The organism is Paenibacillus sp. J22P169, assembly GCF_059691995.1.
This window is the reverse complement of the sequence record NZ_JCAUAO010000008.1, coordinates 25,959-44,239: the sequence shown is the minus strand read 5'-3', so window position 1 is coordinate 44,239 and position 18,281 is coordinate 25,959. Positions and strand designations below refer to the sequence as shown.

Annotated in this window: 16 protein-coding genes; 2 read left to right on the top strand and 14 right to left on the bottom strand. The window is 47.0% G+C overall.

All coding sequences use genetic code 11. From position 1 onward, the window contains the following. Positions 1-2: 2 nt before the first annotated feature. The 6 genes from AC58QG_RS27845 to AC58QG_RS27820 all read right to left on the bottom strand — a co-directional run bounded on the left by AC58QG_RS27845 (position 3) and on the right by AC58QG_RS27820 (position 6,311). Positions 3-839, bottom strand: coding sequence for an ABC transporter ATP-binding protein (locus AC58QG_RS27845; RefSeq protein ID WP_497365335.1), 837 nt, complete (start codon positions 837-839; stop codon positions 3-5). Beyond that, complete coding sequence (locus AC58QG_RS27840) at positions 839-1,870, bottom strand: FecCD family ABC transporter permease (protein WP_497365334.1); 1,032 nt, start codon at positions 1,868-1,870, stop codon at positions 839-841. Before AC58QG_RS27840 ends, AC58QG_RS27845 begins: the two co-directional genes overlap by 1 nt. Next, complete coding sequence (locus tag AC58QG_RS27835; protein WP_497365333.1) at positions 1,867-2,907, bottom strand: FecCD family ABC transporter permease; 1,041 nt, start codon at positions 2,905-2,907, stop codon at positions 1,867-1,869. Before AC58QG_RS27835 ends, AC58QG_RS27840 begins: the two co-directional genes overlap by 4 nt. A gap of 4 nt (positions 2,908-2,911) precedes the next feature. Further along, positions 2,912-3,994: an iron-siderophore ABC transporter substrate-binding protein gene (locus tag AC58QG_RS27830; protein ID WP_497365332.1), complete on the bottom strand. Its 1,083-nt coding sequence runs from the start codon at positions 3,992-3,994 to the stop codon at positions 2,912-2,914. A gap of 845 nt (positions 3,995-4,839) precedes the next feature. Further along, a complete protein-coding gene (locus AC58QG_RS27825) occupies positions 4,840-5,643 on the bottom strand; it encodes a TrmH family RNA methyltransferase (RefSeq protein ID WP_497365331.1) in 804 nt (267 codons plus the stop codon). Between the two features lie 8 nt (positions 5,644-5,651). Continuing rightward, a complete protein-coding gene (locus tag AC58QG_RS27820; RefSeq protein ID WP_497365330.1) occupies positions 5,652-6,311 on the bottom strand; it encodes a potassium channel family protein in 660 nt (219 codons plus the stop codon). A 176-nt stretch (positions 6,312-6,487) separates the two neighbouring features. Here AC58QG_RS27820 and sspI point away from each other — a divergent pair, with 176 nt between their 5' ends. Continuing rightward, a complete protein-coding gene (gene sspI / locus AC58QG_RS27815) occupies positions 6,488-6,691 on the top strand; it encodes a small acid-soluble spore protein SspI (protein WP_310501607.1) in 204 nt (67 codons plus the stop codon). Positions 6,692-6,873: 182 nt separating this feature from the next. Here the strand turns inward: sspI and AC58QG_RS27810 are convergent, their stop codons facing one another. The 4 genes from AC58QG_RS27810 to AC58QG_RS27795 all read right to left on the bottom strand — a co-directional run bounded on the left by AC58QG_RS27810 (position 6,874) and on the right by AC58QG_RS27795 (position 11,243). Next, positions 6,874-7,968 (bottom strand): Gfo/Idh/MocA family protein, encoded by a 1,095-nt coding sequence (locus AC58QG_RS27810; protein WP_497365329.1) that lies wholly within the window; start codon positions 7,966-7,968, stop codon positions 6,874-6,876. A 20-nt stretch (positions 7,969-7,988) separates the two neighbouring features. After that, positions 7,989-8,621, bottom strand: a complete 633-nt coding sequence (locus AC58QG_RS27805) for a ThuA domain-containing protein (RefSeq protein ID WP_497365328.1) — start codon at positions 8,619-8,621, stop codon at positions 7,989-7,991. Between the two features lie 30 nt (positions 8,622-8,651). Beyond that, on the bottom strand, positions 8,652-9,815 hold the full coding sequence (locus tag AC58QG_RS27800) for a Gfo/Idh/MocA family protein (RefSeq protein WP_497365327.1): 1,164 nt from the start codon (positions 9,813-9,815) through the stop codon (positions 8,652-8,654). A gap of 387 nt (positions 9,816-10,202) precedes the next feature. Then, positions 10,203-11,243 (bottom strand): LacI family DNA-binding transcriptional regulator, encoded by a 1,041-nt coding sequence (locus tag AC58QG_RS27795; RefSeq protein WP_497365326.1) that lies wholly within the window; start codon positions 11,241-11,243, stop codon positions 10,203-10,205. 273 nt (positions 11,244-11,516) lie between these two features. Between AC58QG_RS27795 and AC58QG_RS27790 the strand changes: the two genes are divergently transcribed. Beyond that, positions 11,517-12,881 (top strand): putative bifunctional diguanylate cyclase/phosphodiesterase, encoded by a 1,365-nt coding sequence (locus tag AC58QG_RS27790; protein ID WP_497365325.1) that lies wholly within the window; start codon positions 11,517-11,519, stop codon positions 12,879-12,881. On the opposite strand, the gene AC58QG_RS27785 is transcribed toward AC58QG_RS27790, so the two are convergent. From AC58QG_RS27785 to zwf, 4 genes are all read right to left on the bottom strand, one after another. Next, a complete protein-coding gene (locus AC58QG_RS27785) occupies positions 12,876-13,676 on the bottom strand; it encodes a YheC/YheD family protein (protein ID WP_497365324.1) in 801 nt (266 codons plus the stop codon). The two genes, AC58QG_RS27790 and AC58QG_RS27785, sit on opposite strands and share 6 nt — an antisense overlap. A gap of 127 nt (positions 13,677-13,803) precedes the next feature. Beyond that, on the bottom strand, positions 13,804-15,387 hold the full coding sequence (locus tag AC58QG_RS27780) for a peptide chain release factor 3 (protein ID WP_497365323.1): 1,584 nt from the start codon (positions 15,385-15,387) through the stop codon (positions 13,804-13,806). A gap of 46 nt (positions 15,388-15,433) precedes the next feature. Then, positions 15,434-16,507, bottom strand: a complete 1,074-nt coding sequence (locus AC58QG_RS27775) for a metallophosphoesterase family protein (protein WP_497365322.1) — start codon at positions 16,505-16,507, stop codon at positions 15,434-15,436. Between the two features lie 172 nt (positions 16,508-16,679). Further along, positions 16,680-18,215: a glucose-6-phosphate dehydrogenase gene (gene zwf / locus AC58QG_RS27770; protein ID WP_497365321.1), complete on the bottom strand. Its 1,536-nt coding sequence runs from the start codon at positions 18,213-18,215 to the stop codon at positions 16,680-16,682. Between the last annotated feature and the right edge of the window lie 66 nt (positions 18,216-18,281).

Below are 18,281 nucleotides of genomic sequence, written 5' to 3'. Positions count from 1 at the left end.
TTTCATTTGTAAGTAATCGGAATTAATGGAGCAGAATCATGTTTAACGTGATATCGCCCTTTGGGTATGACCAATGGAGAACCCGAAACCGGGTCTTCTATTACTGCGCAATCAAGCCCGAAGATATCTTTCACTAATGCGCTTGTAATCACCTTTGAAGGCTCGCCTTCTGCCACAAGCTTTCCTTTATACAGTGCAAAAATATGATCTGCATAACGCGCGGACAAATTAATATCATGAAGAACCATGACAATCGTAGTCCCGTGTTTCCGGTTAAGATCTGTGAGCAGATCAAGAATTTCGACTTGATAGGTGATATCTAAAAAGGTTGTTGGTTCATCGAGAAATAAGATGTCGGTTTGTTGCGCAAGAGCCATAGCAATCCAGACGCGTTGTCTTTGGCCGCCTGATAGCTCGTCAATGTTCTGATTGGTAAGCTCCGTGATATTCATAATTTCCATGGCTTCGGCAACGGCCTCGTAATCCTTGTTGGTCCATCCGCTGAACAAGGATTGGTGCGGAAACCTTCCTCGTCCAACTAAATCGGCGACAGAAATTCCTTCCGGAACAATGGGAGATTGCGGCAGCAGTCCCAAAACGCGAGCTAATTGTTTGGGCGGAATTCTGTCAATCGGCTTTTCATCAAGTGTGATTGTGCCTGACTCAGGCTTTATAAGCCTTGCCAGCGATTTAAGCAGCGTTGATTTCCCGCAGGCGTTTGCTCCAATAATAACACTTATCTTATTACTGGGGATAACAAGGCTTACGCCTTGGATAACCGTTTTATTATCATAACCCGCGACAGTCTGTTCGGCTTGAAAAATGTGTGTCGGCTTCATTATAAATCTCCCTTTCGATTCATTCGGATTAGCAAGAAGATCAGATACGGCGCTCCGAGTATTCCGGTTATGATACCTACCGGGAATCTGGTTACGAAAGCGAATTGACCAATGAGATCTGCTGCTAAAACTAAATTTACGCCAACAAGACCCGCCGGAATGACATTTGAGAACCCTACCCCGACTAGTCTTTTTGCGATCGGTCCCGAAAGGAAAGCGACAAATGCAATTGGTCCCGTTGTAGCGGTAGCAAGCGCAACTAGGAAAACGGCACTCACAATAAGTGTAACTCTTGTCATGTCCGTGTTTACACCGAGGGTAGTCGCCGATTGTTCGCCAAGCTCCAATAGACTCAAATGTTTGCCAAGCACGACAATGATCGGCACAAAAATAAGAACCGTAATTACAAGAGGCGGAAGTTCATACATTTGAACACCATTGAGGCTGCCGCTAAGCCATCTGAGCGCTGCTGGAATATCTTGCTGTGCACCAACCAGCAGAAAATAGGAGATAACAGAGTCAAGCATGGCTTGGATACCTATACCGATAAGGATTAATCGCCCGATCGAAAATGATTTCCCCCTGGACAATAGATAGATGAACAGGACAGTAGCAAGACCGGCAATCACGGATGCAAAGGAAATAACAGGTCCATTCGCATGAAGGATGAGTATGCAAAAAACAGCTGCCGCACTCGATCCGGCAGTAATACCGATGACATTCGGGTTGGCAAGCGGGTTACGTAGCATCGTCTGGAAGGTGTTCCCGGCAAGACCGAATGCAAATCCAGCAAAAAGGCCGGCTAGCATTCTCGGTAGACGTACGGTATTAATCGCAAATGATACACCTTGGATCTGTTCTCCCAAAAGCACGCGGATGACATCTTTAACCGGATAAAGAGTAGTTCCCAGTAAAAGCATGGCGCAGATCAGCATGAAAGAAAGTACTGTAAGTAAGCTGGTAACGAGTAGCCATCGGCGGCGTCTTTGACGTCTTCCCGCCATAATAAATGCTATAGATGTATTTGTCATAATGAACGCACTTTCGATTTTATAGCTAAAATGATTAGGATTGGAGCTCCTATAAATGCGGTAACTACGCCGACTTCAAGCTCTCCAGGGCTGCCAACAAGCCGACCGATGACATCGGATAACGTCAGAATTATAGCTCCTGAAAGGGCTGACATCGGGATAACAAAACGCAAGTCGGGACCAAGCATCAGGCGAATGACGTGAGTCGAGATAAGTCCGATAAAACCAATTGGGCCTGCCAGCGCAGTCGTTGCACCACATAAAATAACGCCTGCAAAAGCCGCAATAAGTCGCAATGTGTCTGTTCGAACGCCTAACCCGGTCGCCAGCTCGTCTCCTAGTGCTAACGCGTTGAGTGCTGGGCCAGAAAGAGTGCCAACCAATATGCCGATGATCAGAAACGGGGTAAAGGTAGCAACAGCGTCCCAGGTTGCCGAGCCCACGCTGCCCACTGACCAAAACCTGAATTGATCCATGACATAAGAGCGTGGCACCATGATGGCACTGACCAACGAAGAAAGGGCGGCGCTTGTGGCTGCCCCAGCCAACAGAAGCTTAATTGGCGTTGCACCACCACGCCCCATAGAGCCGATTCCAAATACGAAAATCGCGGTAATCGCAGCCCCTGCTAATGCCAACCAAATATATTGATTAGCCGTCGTGATGTTCAAGAAGGCAATGCCACAAACGACGAACAACGATGCGCCTGTGTTAACCCCAAGTATACTCGGATCAGCAATAGGGTTGCGCGTAACAGCCTGCATAAGCGCGCCAGAAACGCCGAGTGCCGCACCGCAAAACAAACCGAAAACGGTTCGGGAGAACCGTTTTCGAACTATGCTTGCCCCGTAGGAATCGATATCTGGGTGAAATAAACCGTCTAATACTTCATGAATTCTCACTAGGCGAGAGCCAAAAACGAGCGATGCAATCACACATACGCCTAGCAAGACCAGACTGATCAAGAGAACCATCACAAAATGCTTCGGAATATGCGTGTTTAGCGGTGTGTTGTCTGAAACCGATGATCGATTCATGGATCTACTTAATAGCTCCTGCGATTAATTTCAGATATTCATCGATCGTGTAAGAGATTGAGAGTGGATTTGGGTTTCCAGCAGCTGCTAGAGGTGTACCGTTACCAATAAACACAACGGCATTTTTTTGAACCGCTGGAATTTTGCTAAGAACAGGATCCGCTTTAATGGCTTTCAATAAAGTGTCATCCCCATATCCAACCAAAAGATCCGCCTCGTTCAGAACGTCTGCATTTTCAGCGCTTAAATTCAAAGAATAAGCTTTAAGATCCGTAATTTTTTTCAAAACGCTATCTGGGTAAACCATGCCTAGCTCTTGCAAGAAAGCACCACGAGGGTCTGCAGGTGTATATACATAGATTTTTGACAAATCCTTCGCTGAGAAGTTAGTAAAGGCCACTTTTTTGCCTTTCAACTGCGGATATTCGCTTGCTTTTTTCTTAATCAAATCCTCCGTATCCTTAATCAATTTCTCGCCTTCCGCTTTCATCCCCATGCCTGTTGCATTAAACAGGACTTGCTCACGCCATGTGGTTACCCATGGACTGGTTTGATAAGCTACAACCGGAGCAATTTTACTAAGTGTTTCATAGTCTTTTTGTGTGATCCCGGAATAAGCAGCGAGAATGACATCTGGCTTAGAAGCTGAAATCGCCTCAAAATCAAGTCCATCTGTATCTTGGAAAACGTTAGGTTTATCTACCCCAAGTTCTTTAAGCTTTTTAGCTGTCCAAGGCAGAAGTCCGCTCTTATCCTGAACACCGTAATTCGCCGCCGAGAAGCCTACAGGCACAACACCGAGCGCGAGTGAAACATCATGGTTAGCCCATTGAATGGTAGCAACGCGTTTAGGCTTGCTTGGAATGGTTGTTTCGCCAAAAGCATGCTTGATCACAAGCGGATATTTCGTTGTGTCTGGGGCGGCACTTGCAGCAGCAGTCGCAGCAGCACTCGCAACTGGGGTTGCTGCAGGTGTTGAACTCGCAGGAGTTGAGCTTGATTTCTCCGATGCACAACCAACAAGCGGTATCATAATCGCAGCTGAAATTGCCAAAGTTTTGAATGAGATTTTTTGTTTTGCTTTCATTTTGTAGACCCATCCTTATCATGAATTATATTTTTTTGTTTTGTACTTACGTAAAATGTTTCAACGTTCCATTCCAGTGATCATCCGGTCGGGAACTTTTCTCGAGATCATCGCGTTCGTCAACGCGACGATTTGCTTAGGAATAGCCGGAACCTCGACGGGTCCGGCTCGCATGGTTAGGTAACCGTTCCATAGCAGTCATTCGAGAGTTTTCCGGTAGGTATTGATCATGACCATGAGGTACCATGAGGATCAACACCATGGGAATGCGTGTTTTCATGTTCTAGCACTTTTTTCATTTGATAATGATTATCAATGTCATTACTATATCTTCCCTTTTACAGAGTTGTCAATGACAAATTCACAAGAAAACTGTGTAGGCTGTTGGCTTCACTAGCGAAAAAGCCCCTCAGCAATAGGCTGAGGGGCTAAGATAAACTTGAATGATTATCGTCATATGAAATGAAAATCCGACTTCTAAAAACACAAAAAAACCCGATGTGCCAAGGCTTGAGCACATCGGAACTAATCACAAATCTACGTTCCAATTTTAGTTCCGAAAGCATCGGACAAAGAGAAAGCCCTGAGGGAAAGAATCCCCAAGGGCTTTTTTTTTGCTTTAGTATTTACTTACCCTTTTTTCTACTTTTACCATGATTCGGTTTATTATCTTCTTGATCTTTAGCGTGATTTTCTCGTTGTTTATCGTGTGTTGTCATAACATTAGCCCACCCATCTGAGTAATTGAAAACATAAGTATTGTACTCATCTAAGGGGTATTGTACGCATCCACTTTGTACCAAATAAATGAGATGGATACGAATTATGACAGAGGGCAGAAGCCCTTACTTCACCATCCGCTGCCTCGCCGCCTCAAACAGCAAAACCGTCGCCGCCATCGCAACGTTCAGTGATTCCGCTTTGCCCTGCATCGGAATAATGACCTTCACGTCCGACTGCGCGGCAACTTCCTGCGACACGCCCTTGGCCTCGTTGCCGAGAATCAGCCACGTCGGCAGCCGCAGGTCCGTGTCGTAGCACGAGCCCTGCGCCTGCAGGCTCGTCGTCACGAGCTGCACGCCGCGCTCACGCGCTTGCGGCAGCAGTTCTGCCAGATCTGCCTCCACAATCGGCAGATGATACATCGATCCCATCGTCGAGCGGATCGTCTTGGGATTGTACAGATCGACCGTGCCGCGGCCGAGCACAACTGCTTTGGCCCCGACGGCATCCGCGCTGCGGATAATCGTGCCTAGGTTGCCCGGGTCCTGGACACCGTCCAGCACCACAACCAAATCATGCTCGCCGGCAAGCAGCTCGTCCATGCCAAGCTGAGGCCGGGCCACGATGGCCACCACACCCTGCGGGGTCTGTGCGTCCGAGCACTTGGCCAACACCGCGGCGCTCACGCCGACCCACTCGACGGCGCGATCACCAGCGAGAGTGGCAAGTTCTACTGGACTCCCCTTTTCCGTAAGAAATAGAATGGTCTCCACCTGTGCCCCGGCCTTCAAAGCTTCCTCAATCAAATGGTAACCCTCAATGATATACTTGCCCTGTTTATCTCTGCCACGACGCTCTAAGAGCTGAGCCCAATCTTTGACTCTCGTATTTTGAACGGACATGATTTCTATATATGAATTTGTCATGAATGTACCTACTCCGCAAAAGTAACTTCAAAGTTCTGAAGACTTGAATTTTTTCCAACAATAACTAAAATATCTTCTTGTTTAATCGTCTCTTCCGCACTTGGCGGAATGATCATCTGCTCATTATGCTTGATCGCAATCACGTTGCAGCCATATTTGGCACGCACGTCGAGTTCTCGCAGACTTTTGCCAACCATATCTTTAGATGCTTTCATTTCCACAATACTGTAATCGGCAGAGAGTTCTATATAATCGATAATGTTTGAGGAGATCATATGATGTGCTACACGTTGCCCCATATCCCTTTCAGGATAGACAATTTTATCTGCGCCAATTTTTTTGAGCACCTTGCCATGAAGATCATTGACTGCTTTTACGATCGTCGTAGCTACGCCCATTTCTTTAAGAATTAATGTCGTTAGAATGCTCGCTTGAATATCTTCCCCAATGGCCACGACCACAACGTCAAAATTCCGAATACCTAAGGCACGCATAGCTTCCTCATCTGTAGAATCGGCTTGAACGGCATGTGTCACAAAGGCGGAAACGTCTTGAACCGTCTCTTCGTCCTGATCAATGGCAAGAACCTCGAAGCCTAGTTGTGATAACGTCTTAGCGACAGCTGAACCAAATCTTCCCATCCCTATAATCGCAAATTGTTTTTTCACCGTTCACGTTCCTCCATATTCCCCAGAATATATCCCTTTTATTATACCACACATGAATCCATAGCTCACTTCACGACCAAGGAGCAGCAACCTGCATTGGCGAAGTGTGGCAAGGATGAAGCCTTCTTCAACTGCACATATTAATAGCGAGAATGAAATGGAAGCGAGGTCCTTGAATGAATATTACCCTAAGACAAGCCATTCACCAGCGGGTTCAGAACAAAACACCCGAAGAACTTAAGGAAGTTATTGAAGATTCCATCGGTGGAGAAGAGAAAGTTTTACCTGGACTAGGTGTTCTTTTTGAAATTATATGGCAGCATACAGAAGCAAGCACGCAGGATACACTTGTAGAAACACTGAAGGCACATCTGCCTTGACTCTGAAAATGTTCCATACATGGACCATCGCATGTTTCGATCGAGCTGAGGGATGCTGCGGCATTCCTTAGCTTTTGTTCTTTTCACCATAAAGATATGCCATTCAAAATAAAATCCCCCTCATCAGTCGTAATACAGACCAAGGAGGAGGAAAGCGCCAAACTATGATACTTTACTTTATACTATAGCACCGTCAAAGGATTCATCGCTGCTGGTTTCTCACAGCTGCTCTGCATGACATAATGCTGACCGGAATCCGACGCATCATGGAACCCATGCATGGCTTCTAACACATGATAGGCGAGCTCGCCGTTCGCGCGATGTGCTGAGCTATCTCCTGTTATCAGAGCCTGCGCCATCGCAGCAACACCTAAGCCGCGATGATGGTCCTTATAGCCATGCGAAAGCGGAATCGGTTCATATTCGGAACCAGCCTTACGAATCAGCACCTGCCCCCCGAAAGTATTCGGATCAGGGACGCGCAAGGAGCCATGGCTGCCGTAGATTTCAATATTTGGCAACTGCGTACCAGCCATAATATCAAAGCTTGTTACGAGTGTTGCAATCGCACCGCTATGGAAATCTAAAACACCAGCAATATGAGTTGGTGTATCTACTGTAATTTTTTGCCCGCGCTTCTTCTCGCTCGAAATCGTACGCTCTGGGAAGCTCACAGTCGTTGAACCTGTTACACGGCGAATCGGCCCAAGCAAAGCCACTAAAGCCGTTAAGTAATAGGGTCCCATGTCGAACATCGGACCGCCGCCTTTGGCATAGTAAAACTCGGGGTCTGGATGCCAGTGCTCATGCCCTTTACCCATCATGAACGCTGTAGCCGCAATCGGTTTACCAATCCAGCCATCCTCGATCAACTTCAAGGCCGTTTGAATACCTCCGCCAAGGAACGTATCCGGCGCACTTCCAATCAGAAGTCCTTTGCGCTTAGCTACTTCTAGGATCTGTTGGCCTTCTTCACGCGTGACCGCAAGTGGCTTCTCCACATAAGCGTGTTTCCCCGCTTCTAGAATTTGAATACACACCTGAGCGTGTACTGCTGGGATCGTCAAATTGATCACAATGTCCACCTGAGGATCACTTAGCAATTGTTCAACGGTGTACGCATGAGGAATTCCAAACTCTTCAGCACGCGCTTGTGCTTTGCTCACATCGATATCTGCACAGGCGACCAATTCCAAATGTGCAAAGTTAGGGATATTTTTCATATAAGCCGCGCTTATATTCCCACAGCCAATGATACCAACCTTCTTCTTGTTCATCGCTTTATTTCCCCCTTATTTTAGCGTGTTGCCCATAGCAATCCGCGTCGCATTAATTCCAACGTTTCCGGCATGCGTACAATGTTAGCTTGATGACCAAGTGAATTATAATACACTTTCCCTGCTCCGTATGTTTTCGTCCAAACAACCGGCATCTCCACATCATCGAAGTCTGTCACCGCGTGCACTTTAATCGCCGGATCTACGTGCATATAATATTTTTCAGAAACAACGACGAAATCACCGATGCCTGTAGTCAATGGCTGCTCACTGTCTTTCATGCGTACTGTGTACGTAACACCATCGTTACCAGGATGCGCTACCCATTGTCCGCCTACCATGTACTGGTACTCGACCTCATTACGGAAGGAATCTCCCATCCCGCCATGACAACCAGCGATCCCCGTTCCACTTACTTTTACCGCATTGATTAACGGAGTAAGCTGCTCTTTCTCGATTTTCCCCATCGTCCAGACCGGAACAATCAGATCCATACTCGCTAAACGCTCCTCATCGCGGAAGCTGTCTAACGTATCCGAAACTTCGACCCCGTAGCCCTCTTCACGCAATACCCCTGCAAAAATCCCCGCAACCTCCTCGGGTTGATGACCATCCCAGCCACCCCATACAATCAATGCTTTCTTTTGACTCATCGTGATCTTGCTCCTCTCTCCATGCCCCTTTTATACTTCACTAATGCTAACCCAGCGGCGCTGCGCAATCGATTGATCCACGGCCTCCAGCACCTCTTGGCATTTCACGCCATCCACGAAATTCGGAACCGGCTGACGGTCCTCGGAAAGCGCTGTCATCAACTCCACAACTTCATGAACGAAGGTATGCTCATACCCGATCGTATGTCCCGCTGGCCACCAAGCATCCATATAAGCGTGCGAGGCATCTGTTGCTAGAACGCGTCTGAAGCCCTGAACATCCTCATCATCACTTGTAAAATACACCTGCAACTCATTCAATCGCTCGAAATCGAATTTCACGCTGCCTTTACTTCCGTTAATTTCAAAAGAGTTCGTACATCGGTGCCCTGGAGCAAATCGCGTTGCCTCGAAGCTGCCCAATGCACCATTTGCGAAGCGAGCCATGAATAATGTCGCATCATCCACGGTTACAGGACCATGCGGTGCATCCTTGCTGCCTTTGGCGCTAAGTCCCGTCATCGATGTTGGCAATGGACGCTCCTTCACGAATGTTTCACTCATCCCGATCACCTCGGTCATATCGCCAACGAGGAAGTGCGCAAGATCGATGAGATGAGCGCCTAAATCACCATGCGAGCCAGAGCCTGCGATCTCCTTCTGCAAGCGCCATACCAACGGGAACGTTGGATCAACGATCCAATCCTGCAGGAACCACGCGCGGAAGTGATAGATCTGGCCGAGTCGGCCGCTCTCCACGAGCTTCTTCGCCAGCTGTACCGCTGGTGCAAACCGATAGTTGAAGCCGACCATGTGCTTCACGCCAGCCTCTTCAGCCGCTTCCAGCATCTCCCTTGCATCCGCAAGGGTCAACGCCAGCGGCTTCTCGCAGAACAGATGCTTGCCGGCCTTCGCCGCCGCCAAAGCAATTTCCTTGTGCGCATCACTTGGCGCATTGATATCGACGACGTCGATATCGGGATGCGTAACCAGCTCGCGCCAATCTGTCACATACCCGTCCCAGCCGAATTGCTCCGCGGCCTGACGAACACCGCTCTCGTCGCGTCCACAGATGAGCTTCATCTTTGGAATCGCCGTCTTTGGGAAGAACATAGGTAAATCTTTATAAGCATGACTATGCGCTTTTCCCATAAATTTATAGCCAATCATACCGATATTGAACGTTTTCTTCATCGAATTCACGCCTCCCCAAGTGTAGTTACTAATCAAACGCTCAGCTCTCAGTTCTCGGTTACCAGTTCCCATCTAAAGTCATCGGTACCTGTTACCTCTCCCTTGCCGAGCCTCCATAGAATAGCTGGAAAACCTACAGCTATTTCTGACTTATCCAACTGATTTGTCAAATTTAACTGGAAAACATACAACTAATAGTCCGCATTCAGCCTCTTTCTAATCAAATCCATAAAATTAACTGTAGAAAATCCATTTAAATCTCCAAACAGGCCAATTCCAAGATAATTACCTACAGGAAATCCAGTTATTTTTACAAACACCCCAGCTACTCTCGCTTAACACTATGTACTCTGCACTCTTCATCCACTCAGCACTTATCCTCTGCTCTTAGCCCTTCAGCTCACAACGCCCATGCCTTGAAGACTGTCTAATCTTCACTTCCGTCGGCAGCTTAACTTGCAGCTGAGTCTCACTAGTTCCCTGCCCGACACTAGCAAGCACTGCTCGCGCGGCCTGCTTGCCCATTTCAAAGAAGGGCACTTTAATGCTGCTGAGCGGTGGATCACTTAGCTTCGCAGCATCCGAGTCATCGCACCCGATTACCGCAAAATCTCGCCCAGCGATCCAACCGCGTTCACGAAGTCCTTGCATCAATCCGATGGCCATTCGATCATTAGCCGCAAACACAGCTTCCACCTGATCCCGGATCTCCCACAACCTTGCCGCTGCCTCATACCCGCTAGTACGGCTGTAATTCCCCTCAAACTGCAGCGATGGGTCCATCGATAAGCCTGCCTCCAGCATTGCCTTTTGGTATCCATGAAGTCTGTCCAAAGAATTTGAATACTGGGGAGAACCGTTGAGAAAGGCAATCTTCCGATAGCCTTCATCCAGCAAATGGCGTACCGCCTGATAGCTCCCCTCCACATGATCCGCATCAACTTCAAGGAAGGATAGCCCCTCGAATCGTTGATTGACCAAGCAGAACGGAAGTCCCTGCTCCTGCAATTGCAGTAAAGAGCTTCGCTGAGATGCGGTATCTCTCGCCCCCAGAATGACACAGGCATCCACCTTCTGCGAACGGTATAACCGGCCATAATCCAAATCATCATCCGGTGCAAGCAAGGACAACAACATGTCATAGCCTTGTTCGCTTACCTGCTCCCCGATCCCGCTTAATATCTCTGCAAAATAATACGCGGAAAACACATGCACCTTCGGCATGTACGGAAGCACCACGCCTAAATTGCCGCTTCTTCTCCGAGCGAAGCTTTGTGCAATCGCATTCGGGTGGTAGCCAAGCACTTTCGCCGCTTCGAGCACACGTTCTTTGGTTGCAGGCTTCATCGGACCAAGTCCATTAAACACGCGAGATACGGTCGCCTCTGATACGCTGGCTAACTCGGCAACCTCTTTTCTCGTCACCATGTTGATAGGCTCCCTTCCGCTCACTTACATGTAAAATGTACACGCGTACATTTTCTCATTCAAAAGCCGCTTCTGTCAATATAAATTCCAACATTTCCATGCAACTTCCGTTTTCGTCATTTTTCGACATTTTCATTAATATTTCATCAAGAAACGCGAAAATAAAGTCCATTTTTTGTCATAAAAGCAAACTCTTAATATTGTTTATCTCCTCCTCGAGCCTTATGATAAAGGTTATTGGGACAACTATGAGATGGGAATGAGTGATAGCAAATGAAAGCAATCTGGCGCCATCTTCGGTTCACTGCATCTACAACGATCGAAGCTCTCAAGAGCAGGTCACAGATCACTCGATTTCACACTCGCGGGCAGCTCCTTGCCCAGTTAGAGCATGCTGTTCGGAAACATTTTATCGCCTTATCTCCTGACGTTCGTGCATGTCTTGTTTTCGATATTGATCGTTTTCGCCAAGTTAATTTCTCGCTCGGATACGTATGCGGGGATCATCTTTTACAAGAATTAAGCCGTAGATTGAAAGCCTTAGATCACATCGATCATGTCGTTCGATCTGGCGATAATGAATATACACTGCTTCTTCGGGCACGTACACAAGAACAACTTCAAGCTGCACTGCAGCGCGTTCAACACGTTTTTGATTCCCCCTTTACCTATCAAGGTCAGGACTGTTTCCTTCGTGCAAGCTTCGGTCTGAATGCCCTTACGATAACACCTGAGAATATATCAGAAGCCTTCCACCAAGCTGAGCAGGCACTCCTCATTGCCAAACAAACGGGCAAGAATAAACTCATTACTTTCCACTCCATGCCTTCACTAACGCGTTTCGCTAGTCAAATTCAGATGGAGACCGACCTTCGAAATGCGATCACAGAGAATCAGCTTTTGTTATACTACCAGCCTCGCCTTGAGCTATCAACGGGGCAAATTAGTTGCCTAGAAGCCTTGGTTCGTTGGAATCATCCCACACATGGCATGATAGCACCTAGTGATTTCATCCCGCTTGCTGAGGAGTCCGGTCTTATTTTGCCACTGGGAGAATGGGTGTTGCGTGAAGCCTGTCTTCAGAAGGCGAGATGGCTCGCTGAAGGTAAGCTCGATTATCAGGTTGCTGTTAATATTTCCCCTTGTCAGTTTCAAGACGAAAGCTTTGCGGACAAAGCGATTCGCATCATTGAACAATCCGGTATTCATCCCTCTTATCTAGAATTCGAAATTACTGAAAGCTCGATTATGCAAAATATGGATAAAACAATCGCTGTCCTTGATAAGCTTTGTTCCAAAGGGATTTCCATCTCCATCGATGATTTTGGAATTGGTTATTCATCCCTCAACTACTTGAAGGAGTTCCCTATTCATTGTCTCAAAATTGACCGTTCCTTCGTGAAAAATATTCAAAGTAATTCCAATGATTTGGCAATTACCAACGCCATCATTCATCTCGGCCATGCTCTCAATATCCAAGTGGTCGCCGAAGGAGTTGAGGATGTGGGACAGCTTGATATTCTTAAAGAAACCACTTGCACAACGATTCAAGGCTTCCTGCTAAGTCCCCCTATTTCCGCCTATGACATCGAACAAACCTTTCATATGTATGACAACAGACCGGTTATGATTTCATAACCGGCCGTATGCTTTGGCATATCTTCTGATTTTGGCAAAAATGCGCTTATCCTTTAGTTTCCGAAAAATATACGGGTCCGGACTCGTATTCACTTCAAGAATCCATGGATTTAGCTCCTTATCTAATGCAACATCAACACCTATTTCTTTGACCCCTCTATACCTTGCGTTAATCGCCTTAGCCACCTGAGTGCCCATCACTTGCAGCTGTTTCACATACCCATGCCTCTCCGTTGGAGCCAAATACTTCTTTAACAAGGTATCCACCGATTTCAACGTACCTCCATTATGAAAGTTCGTAACAATCTTTGCGGGATGTGCCACGCGGCCTATTACCCCTGTTGTCTCCCATTTGCGAGCAGGCGTTTGCTGCACCATAACGCGAAGATCAAAGCGGTTCCCCTTGTAGGTCAACAGATGAATCCCTTTCTGTACTAAATAACGCCGTTTCCTTGTCACCTTGAGGAGTGAGACGTACATGTCAGCGAAAGTTTTGAACTTTTTGATCGTGACCCCAGATTGGTAAGTATAGGACCGTTCTGTGTCTTCCCCTGCTAACTCGATACGGATCACACCGTTCCCGAACATTCCTATATTGGGTTTCACGTAGACCATTTTATATTGTTCGAGCATTTCTTGTAAGGTTTCTGAGGTCATGCGTTTGGTGCTTGGCACATACTTGCGAAGTGATTCAACCGTCTCGACGGCCTTGGTTTTTCCGATTTTGCTGCTTACATATCTTGCCTTACTCAAGGGCAGCGCTTTCTTTGATCTCCACTTTATTCTCTTCTTCATACTTAGCCTCCAGCTTCGAATTCACCCCATCCTAGTGTATGAAGGCAACTGAGCATTGGCGACAACAATACAACAAGAAGAGGCTTTCCCTGAAATTCAGGAAAAGCCTCTTCTTACTTGCTTGCTATTATGGCGCACTCGTTAAGAACTGTGCACTTGGATTTTTATCAATGGAAGAGCGCAGCGCATATTCGCTTTCGAATAAACCGACGAAATTCCCTTTTTTATCTTTCACCAACTGTGAGTTAATACGGAATTTAGCTGGGTCAATTTTATCATCAATGATCCAACGCGCGAATTGATAATTCTGACGCTGCAGAAGAATATCTACACCATATTCCGATTTCATGCGATGTTCCAGCACTTCAAATTGAAGTTGGCCTACGACGCCGAGAATCATATCCTCGAAACCAATCGTCGTGAAGACTTGGATCATCCCTTCTTCGGTTAATTGATCGATCCCTTTAAGGAACTGCTTTTGCTTCAAAGCATTTTTGATCGATACCTTGCTGAATAACTCCGGCGAGAACGTTGGAAGCTCGTCAAATACGACCTCTTCCCCTTCGCTTAAGGAATCACCAATTCGGAAAATACCTGGATCGAACAGACCAATGATATCGCCTGGGAACGCCTCTTCCACGATATCACGATCTTGCGCAAGGAACTGCTGCGGCTGCGCCAGTTTTATATCCTTGCCAAGCCTTACATGCTTCACGGACATCCCTCGCTCGAACTTACCTGAGACGATACGTAAAAAAGCTACGCGGTCACGGTGAGCAGGGTTCATGTTCGCTTGAATTTTGAATACATAGCCCGAGAATTTCTCTCTCGTAGGCTCGATCACACCAGCTGTACTCGTACGCGGCTCTGGTTGTGGAGCTAGTTGCAGGAAGTTCTCAAGGAACGTCTGCACACCGAAATTGTTCACCGCACTTCCGAAGAACACTGGCGTAAGCTCACCTTTCATGACTTTTTCCATATCAAAAGGATCTCCCGCGACATCGAGCAACTCGATATCTCCGCACAATTGCTTGTGGAGGAATTCACCTGCGATTTGCTTCACTAAGGGATCTTCCACGCCATCCACTTTACGGACTTCAATCTCCCTATGATCATCACCTTGGTATAGCTCTAATTGGGACTTCCCACGGTCGTAAACCCCGCAGAATTGCTTCCCTGAGCCAATAGGCCAGTTCATTGGATAAGAACGAATGCCGAGCACTTCTTCAAGCTCTTCTAACAGTTCGAAAGGATCACGGCCCTCACGGTCCAATTTGTTAATGAAGGTGAAAATGGGAATCCCGCGCATACGACATACTTGGAATAGCTTCTTCGTCTGAGTCTCGACCCCTTTAGCAACGTCGATCAACATCACCGCGCTATCCGCGGCTGTCAATGTACGGTAGGTGTCCTCACTGAAGTCTTGGTGGCCCGGTGTATCCAGAATATTGACGCGGTGACCTTCATAGTCGAACTGCATAACGCTTGACGTTACGGAGATACCACGTTGTTTCTCAATTTCCATCCAGTCCGATGTCGCATGTTTACTAGCTTTACGTCCCTTAACCGTTCCGGCTAAGCGAATGGCGCCCCCGAATAGGAGCAGTTTCTCTGTTAATGTTGTTTTCCCCGCATCCGGGTGAGAAATAATCGCGAACGTACGTCGTTTAGCGACTTCCGTTTCGAGAAGTTTAGTGAGTTGCGTTTTCATGTGTTCGTTTATTCCCTTCTTCTTTTACATATAGATTACATCGGAATCAAGCGCGTGCTTTCTCCAAGGGAACACTCCAGTTCGCTTCTTCAATGAACTTGCGAGTGCTGAATTCCCTGCCGCGCACAACCACTTTATCCGCAAATACTTGCACATAAATGCCCTGTGCTTTATCCTGAGCAGTTTGCTGGTACGCCCGATTCAGCGTTCTCCCAACAGAGGCATTATGAAAATAATGGAACGTTTCCTGAATATAGTGCGGTGTCCCATTCTGGAAATCCTGATGACGGTGACCGCAGAAGACGAAAACATTTTTATAATCCTTTAACGTCTCGCGGAACTGAATCGCACGGATAAGCTGATGTGAACCGCCATCTGTACCTACAGGAGGCAGCGGTTGATGCGTCATCACAAACAGAGGTCTTCCTGGTTTATATAAATTGCCCATTCTGCTTTTGAACCAAGCCATTTGTTCATCGGAGTACCAGGCACCTTCGCCCACTTCAGGCTTCTCTTGCACGTAAGCTTCCTGTGATAGCAATAGTATAGAGTGTCCGTTAGCCGTAAAATCATTATAAAGGGAAGTATAGCCCATAAACTTTTTGAACTGCTCTCTACTTATCGCATCACTCTTGCCATTCGGGACTTTATCCTGATCCCAACTATTCGCTTTATTAATCCAAATCGTGTAATAATCATGATTCCCCATATTACCATGAATAGGAGGAAGCTTATAATCATTCATGATGGCGCGCAATGTCTTATAGTCAACTTCGGTTCCTGTATCCGTCAAATCACCGGTCAGCATAATCGCATCGACTGGACCATCGAAATGGGTAACATCATCTAGCGCTAGCCTAAGCTTCTTATTGGGAAGAGAATCTCCCGAAGTCACATGAAGATCGCTTAAGATAAAGAAGGACATCAATGGCCCAAGAGGCAGAGGTTCCTCTGAGGGTTCTGGAATAGCTTTTGGAGGCTCGGCAGTAGCCACGGGAGCGACAGCAGTCTGATCCTCAGGAATGAATTTTTTCTTGACCAACAGACTAAACCAAGCACTTAATCCTACTAAAACAGCCCCAATGGCGAGCAGCCATCGCACAAACGCTCTTCGTGACATCGATGCACCTCTAGTGTATAAAATGAGAAAATGGCCATATGCACTAGTATACCACAAATTGTGTCATATACGTCGTCCAGACTAGGCGACATCACGCGATTTCTTACTACGCTTGTTCCAACATGCAAAAAACCAACAGGCCAAAAACGCCTGTTGGATGAGATACCCTATTTTAAGCCAATACGGTCGTTTTCTGCACAGCTTCCCAATCGACTTCTCCCTCATTCTGACCATTAATCGGCCACCACTTGAACCCATCATCACTCAAGAGTTTCGTCGCTTCTTCAGGTCCCCATGAGCCAGCAGGATAGTGCTTAAGGTCATCTGTCTGTTCGCCCCATGCAGCCGCTATGCGATCCACATACGACCATGCAAGCGCCACTTCATCCCAACGCGTAAAGTACGTGGAATCTCCACGAGTCGCGTCATACAGCAGTCGCTCGTAAGCTTCTGGTGTATTGATGCCGATTTGACAGCTTTGGCAAAAATCCATCGCAACAGGTACGATCACACCTTCTGAACCTGGCTGCTTCGCATTCATTTTCAAGTAGATGCCTTCCATCGGATTCACTCGGAATACGAGCAGGTTAGGCTCTAGGTCATGCTTTTTAGCCAAATAGACATTGTTCGGAATGTTTTTGAATTCTACAACGACCTCGGTCGTCTTGACTGGCAGTCTTTTGCCTGTACGAATATAGAATGGCACACCGGCCCAGCGGAAATTATCCACGTGAACACGAGCAGCAAAATAGGTTTCTGTCGTCGATTGTGGATTCACAGAATCCTCTTCACGGTAGGCCGTGAGCGCCTTGCCTTTGGCCGAACCACTAGCATATTGACCTCGAATCACGTTCGCACGCACATCGTCACCGTCTTCGAACAGACGAAGTGAGCGAAGCACCTTCACCTTCTCATCTCGAATATCCTCCGGATGCAGACGGCTAGGCGGTTCCATGGCCATCATCATCAGCATTTGCAGCATGTGATTTTGACCCATATCGCGAAGAGCCCCTGAGTGGTCGTAGTAGCCACCGCGCTCTTCTACACCAACAGTTTCACTCAACGTGATCTGGATGTTCGCTATGTATTTATTATTCCAAAGCGGCTCGAAGAAAGCATTCGCGAAACGAACAAACTCGATGTTTTGGACCATTTCTTTACCTAGGTAATGATCGATTCGGTAGATATCCTTCTCTTCGAACACTTGACGAAGCTGTCCATTCAAACGCTCCGCCGACGGCAAATCGTAGCCGAACGGTTTTTCAATAACTAGGCGATGCCAGCCCTTTGTTTGGAGCAAGCCGCCTTCACTTAAATTGTATGAAACGTTGCCGAACAACTCTGGTGCAAGTGCCAAATAGAACAGACGATTGCCGCCCGTTTGATATTTCTCGTCCAACTTCGCTGTCAGATTATTCAGTTCATGGAAACCCGCAACATTGTTAATGTCGAGAGACATGTATTCGAAACGTTGGGCGAACTTCTCCCATTCAGCGGCATCTGTATTTTTGTAACGAGCGAATTCTTGAATCGAATTTTTCACGTCTTCACGGAATTGCTCGTTCGTCCGCGGTCTGCGAGCCAGACCGACTACTGCAAAATTTTCTCCCAATTTGCCTTCCCGATAAAGGCTATAGAAGGCCGGAAACAGCTTTCTTTTCGCTAAATCTCCCGTTGCTCCGAAAATATAAAACACAGCTCCACTCATCTATGCATCATTCTTTCTCTATTAGAATTAGTTAATATGCTTAGCATACCTAAAATTGTCAAGCTA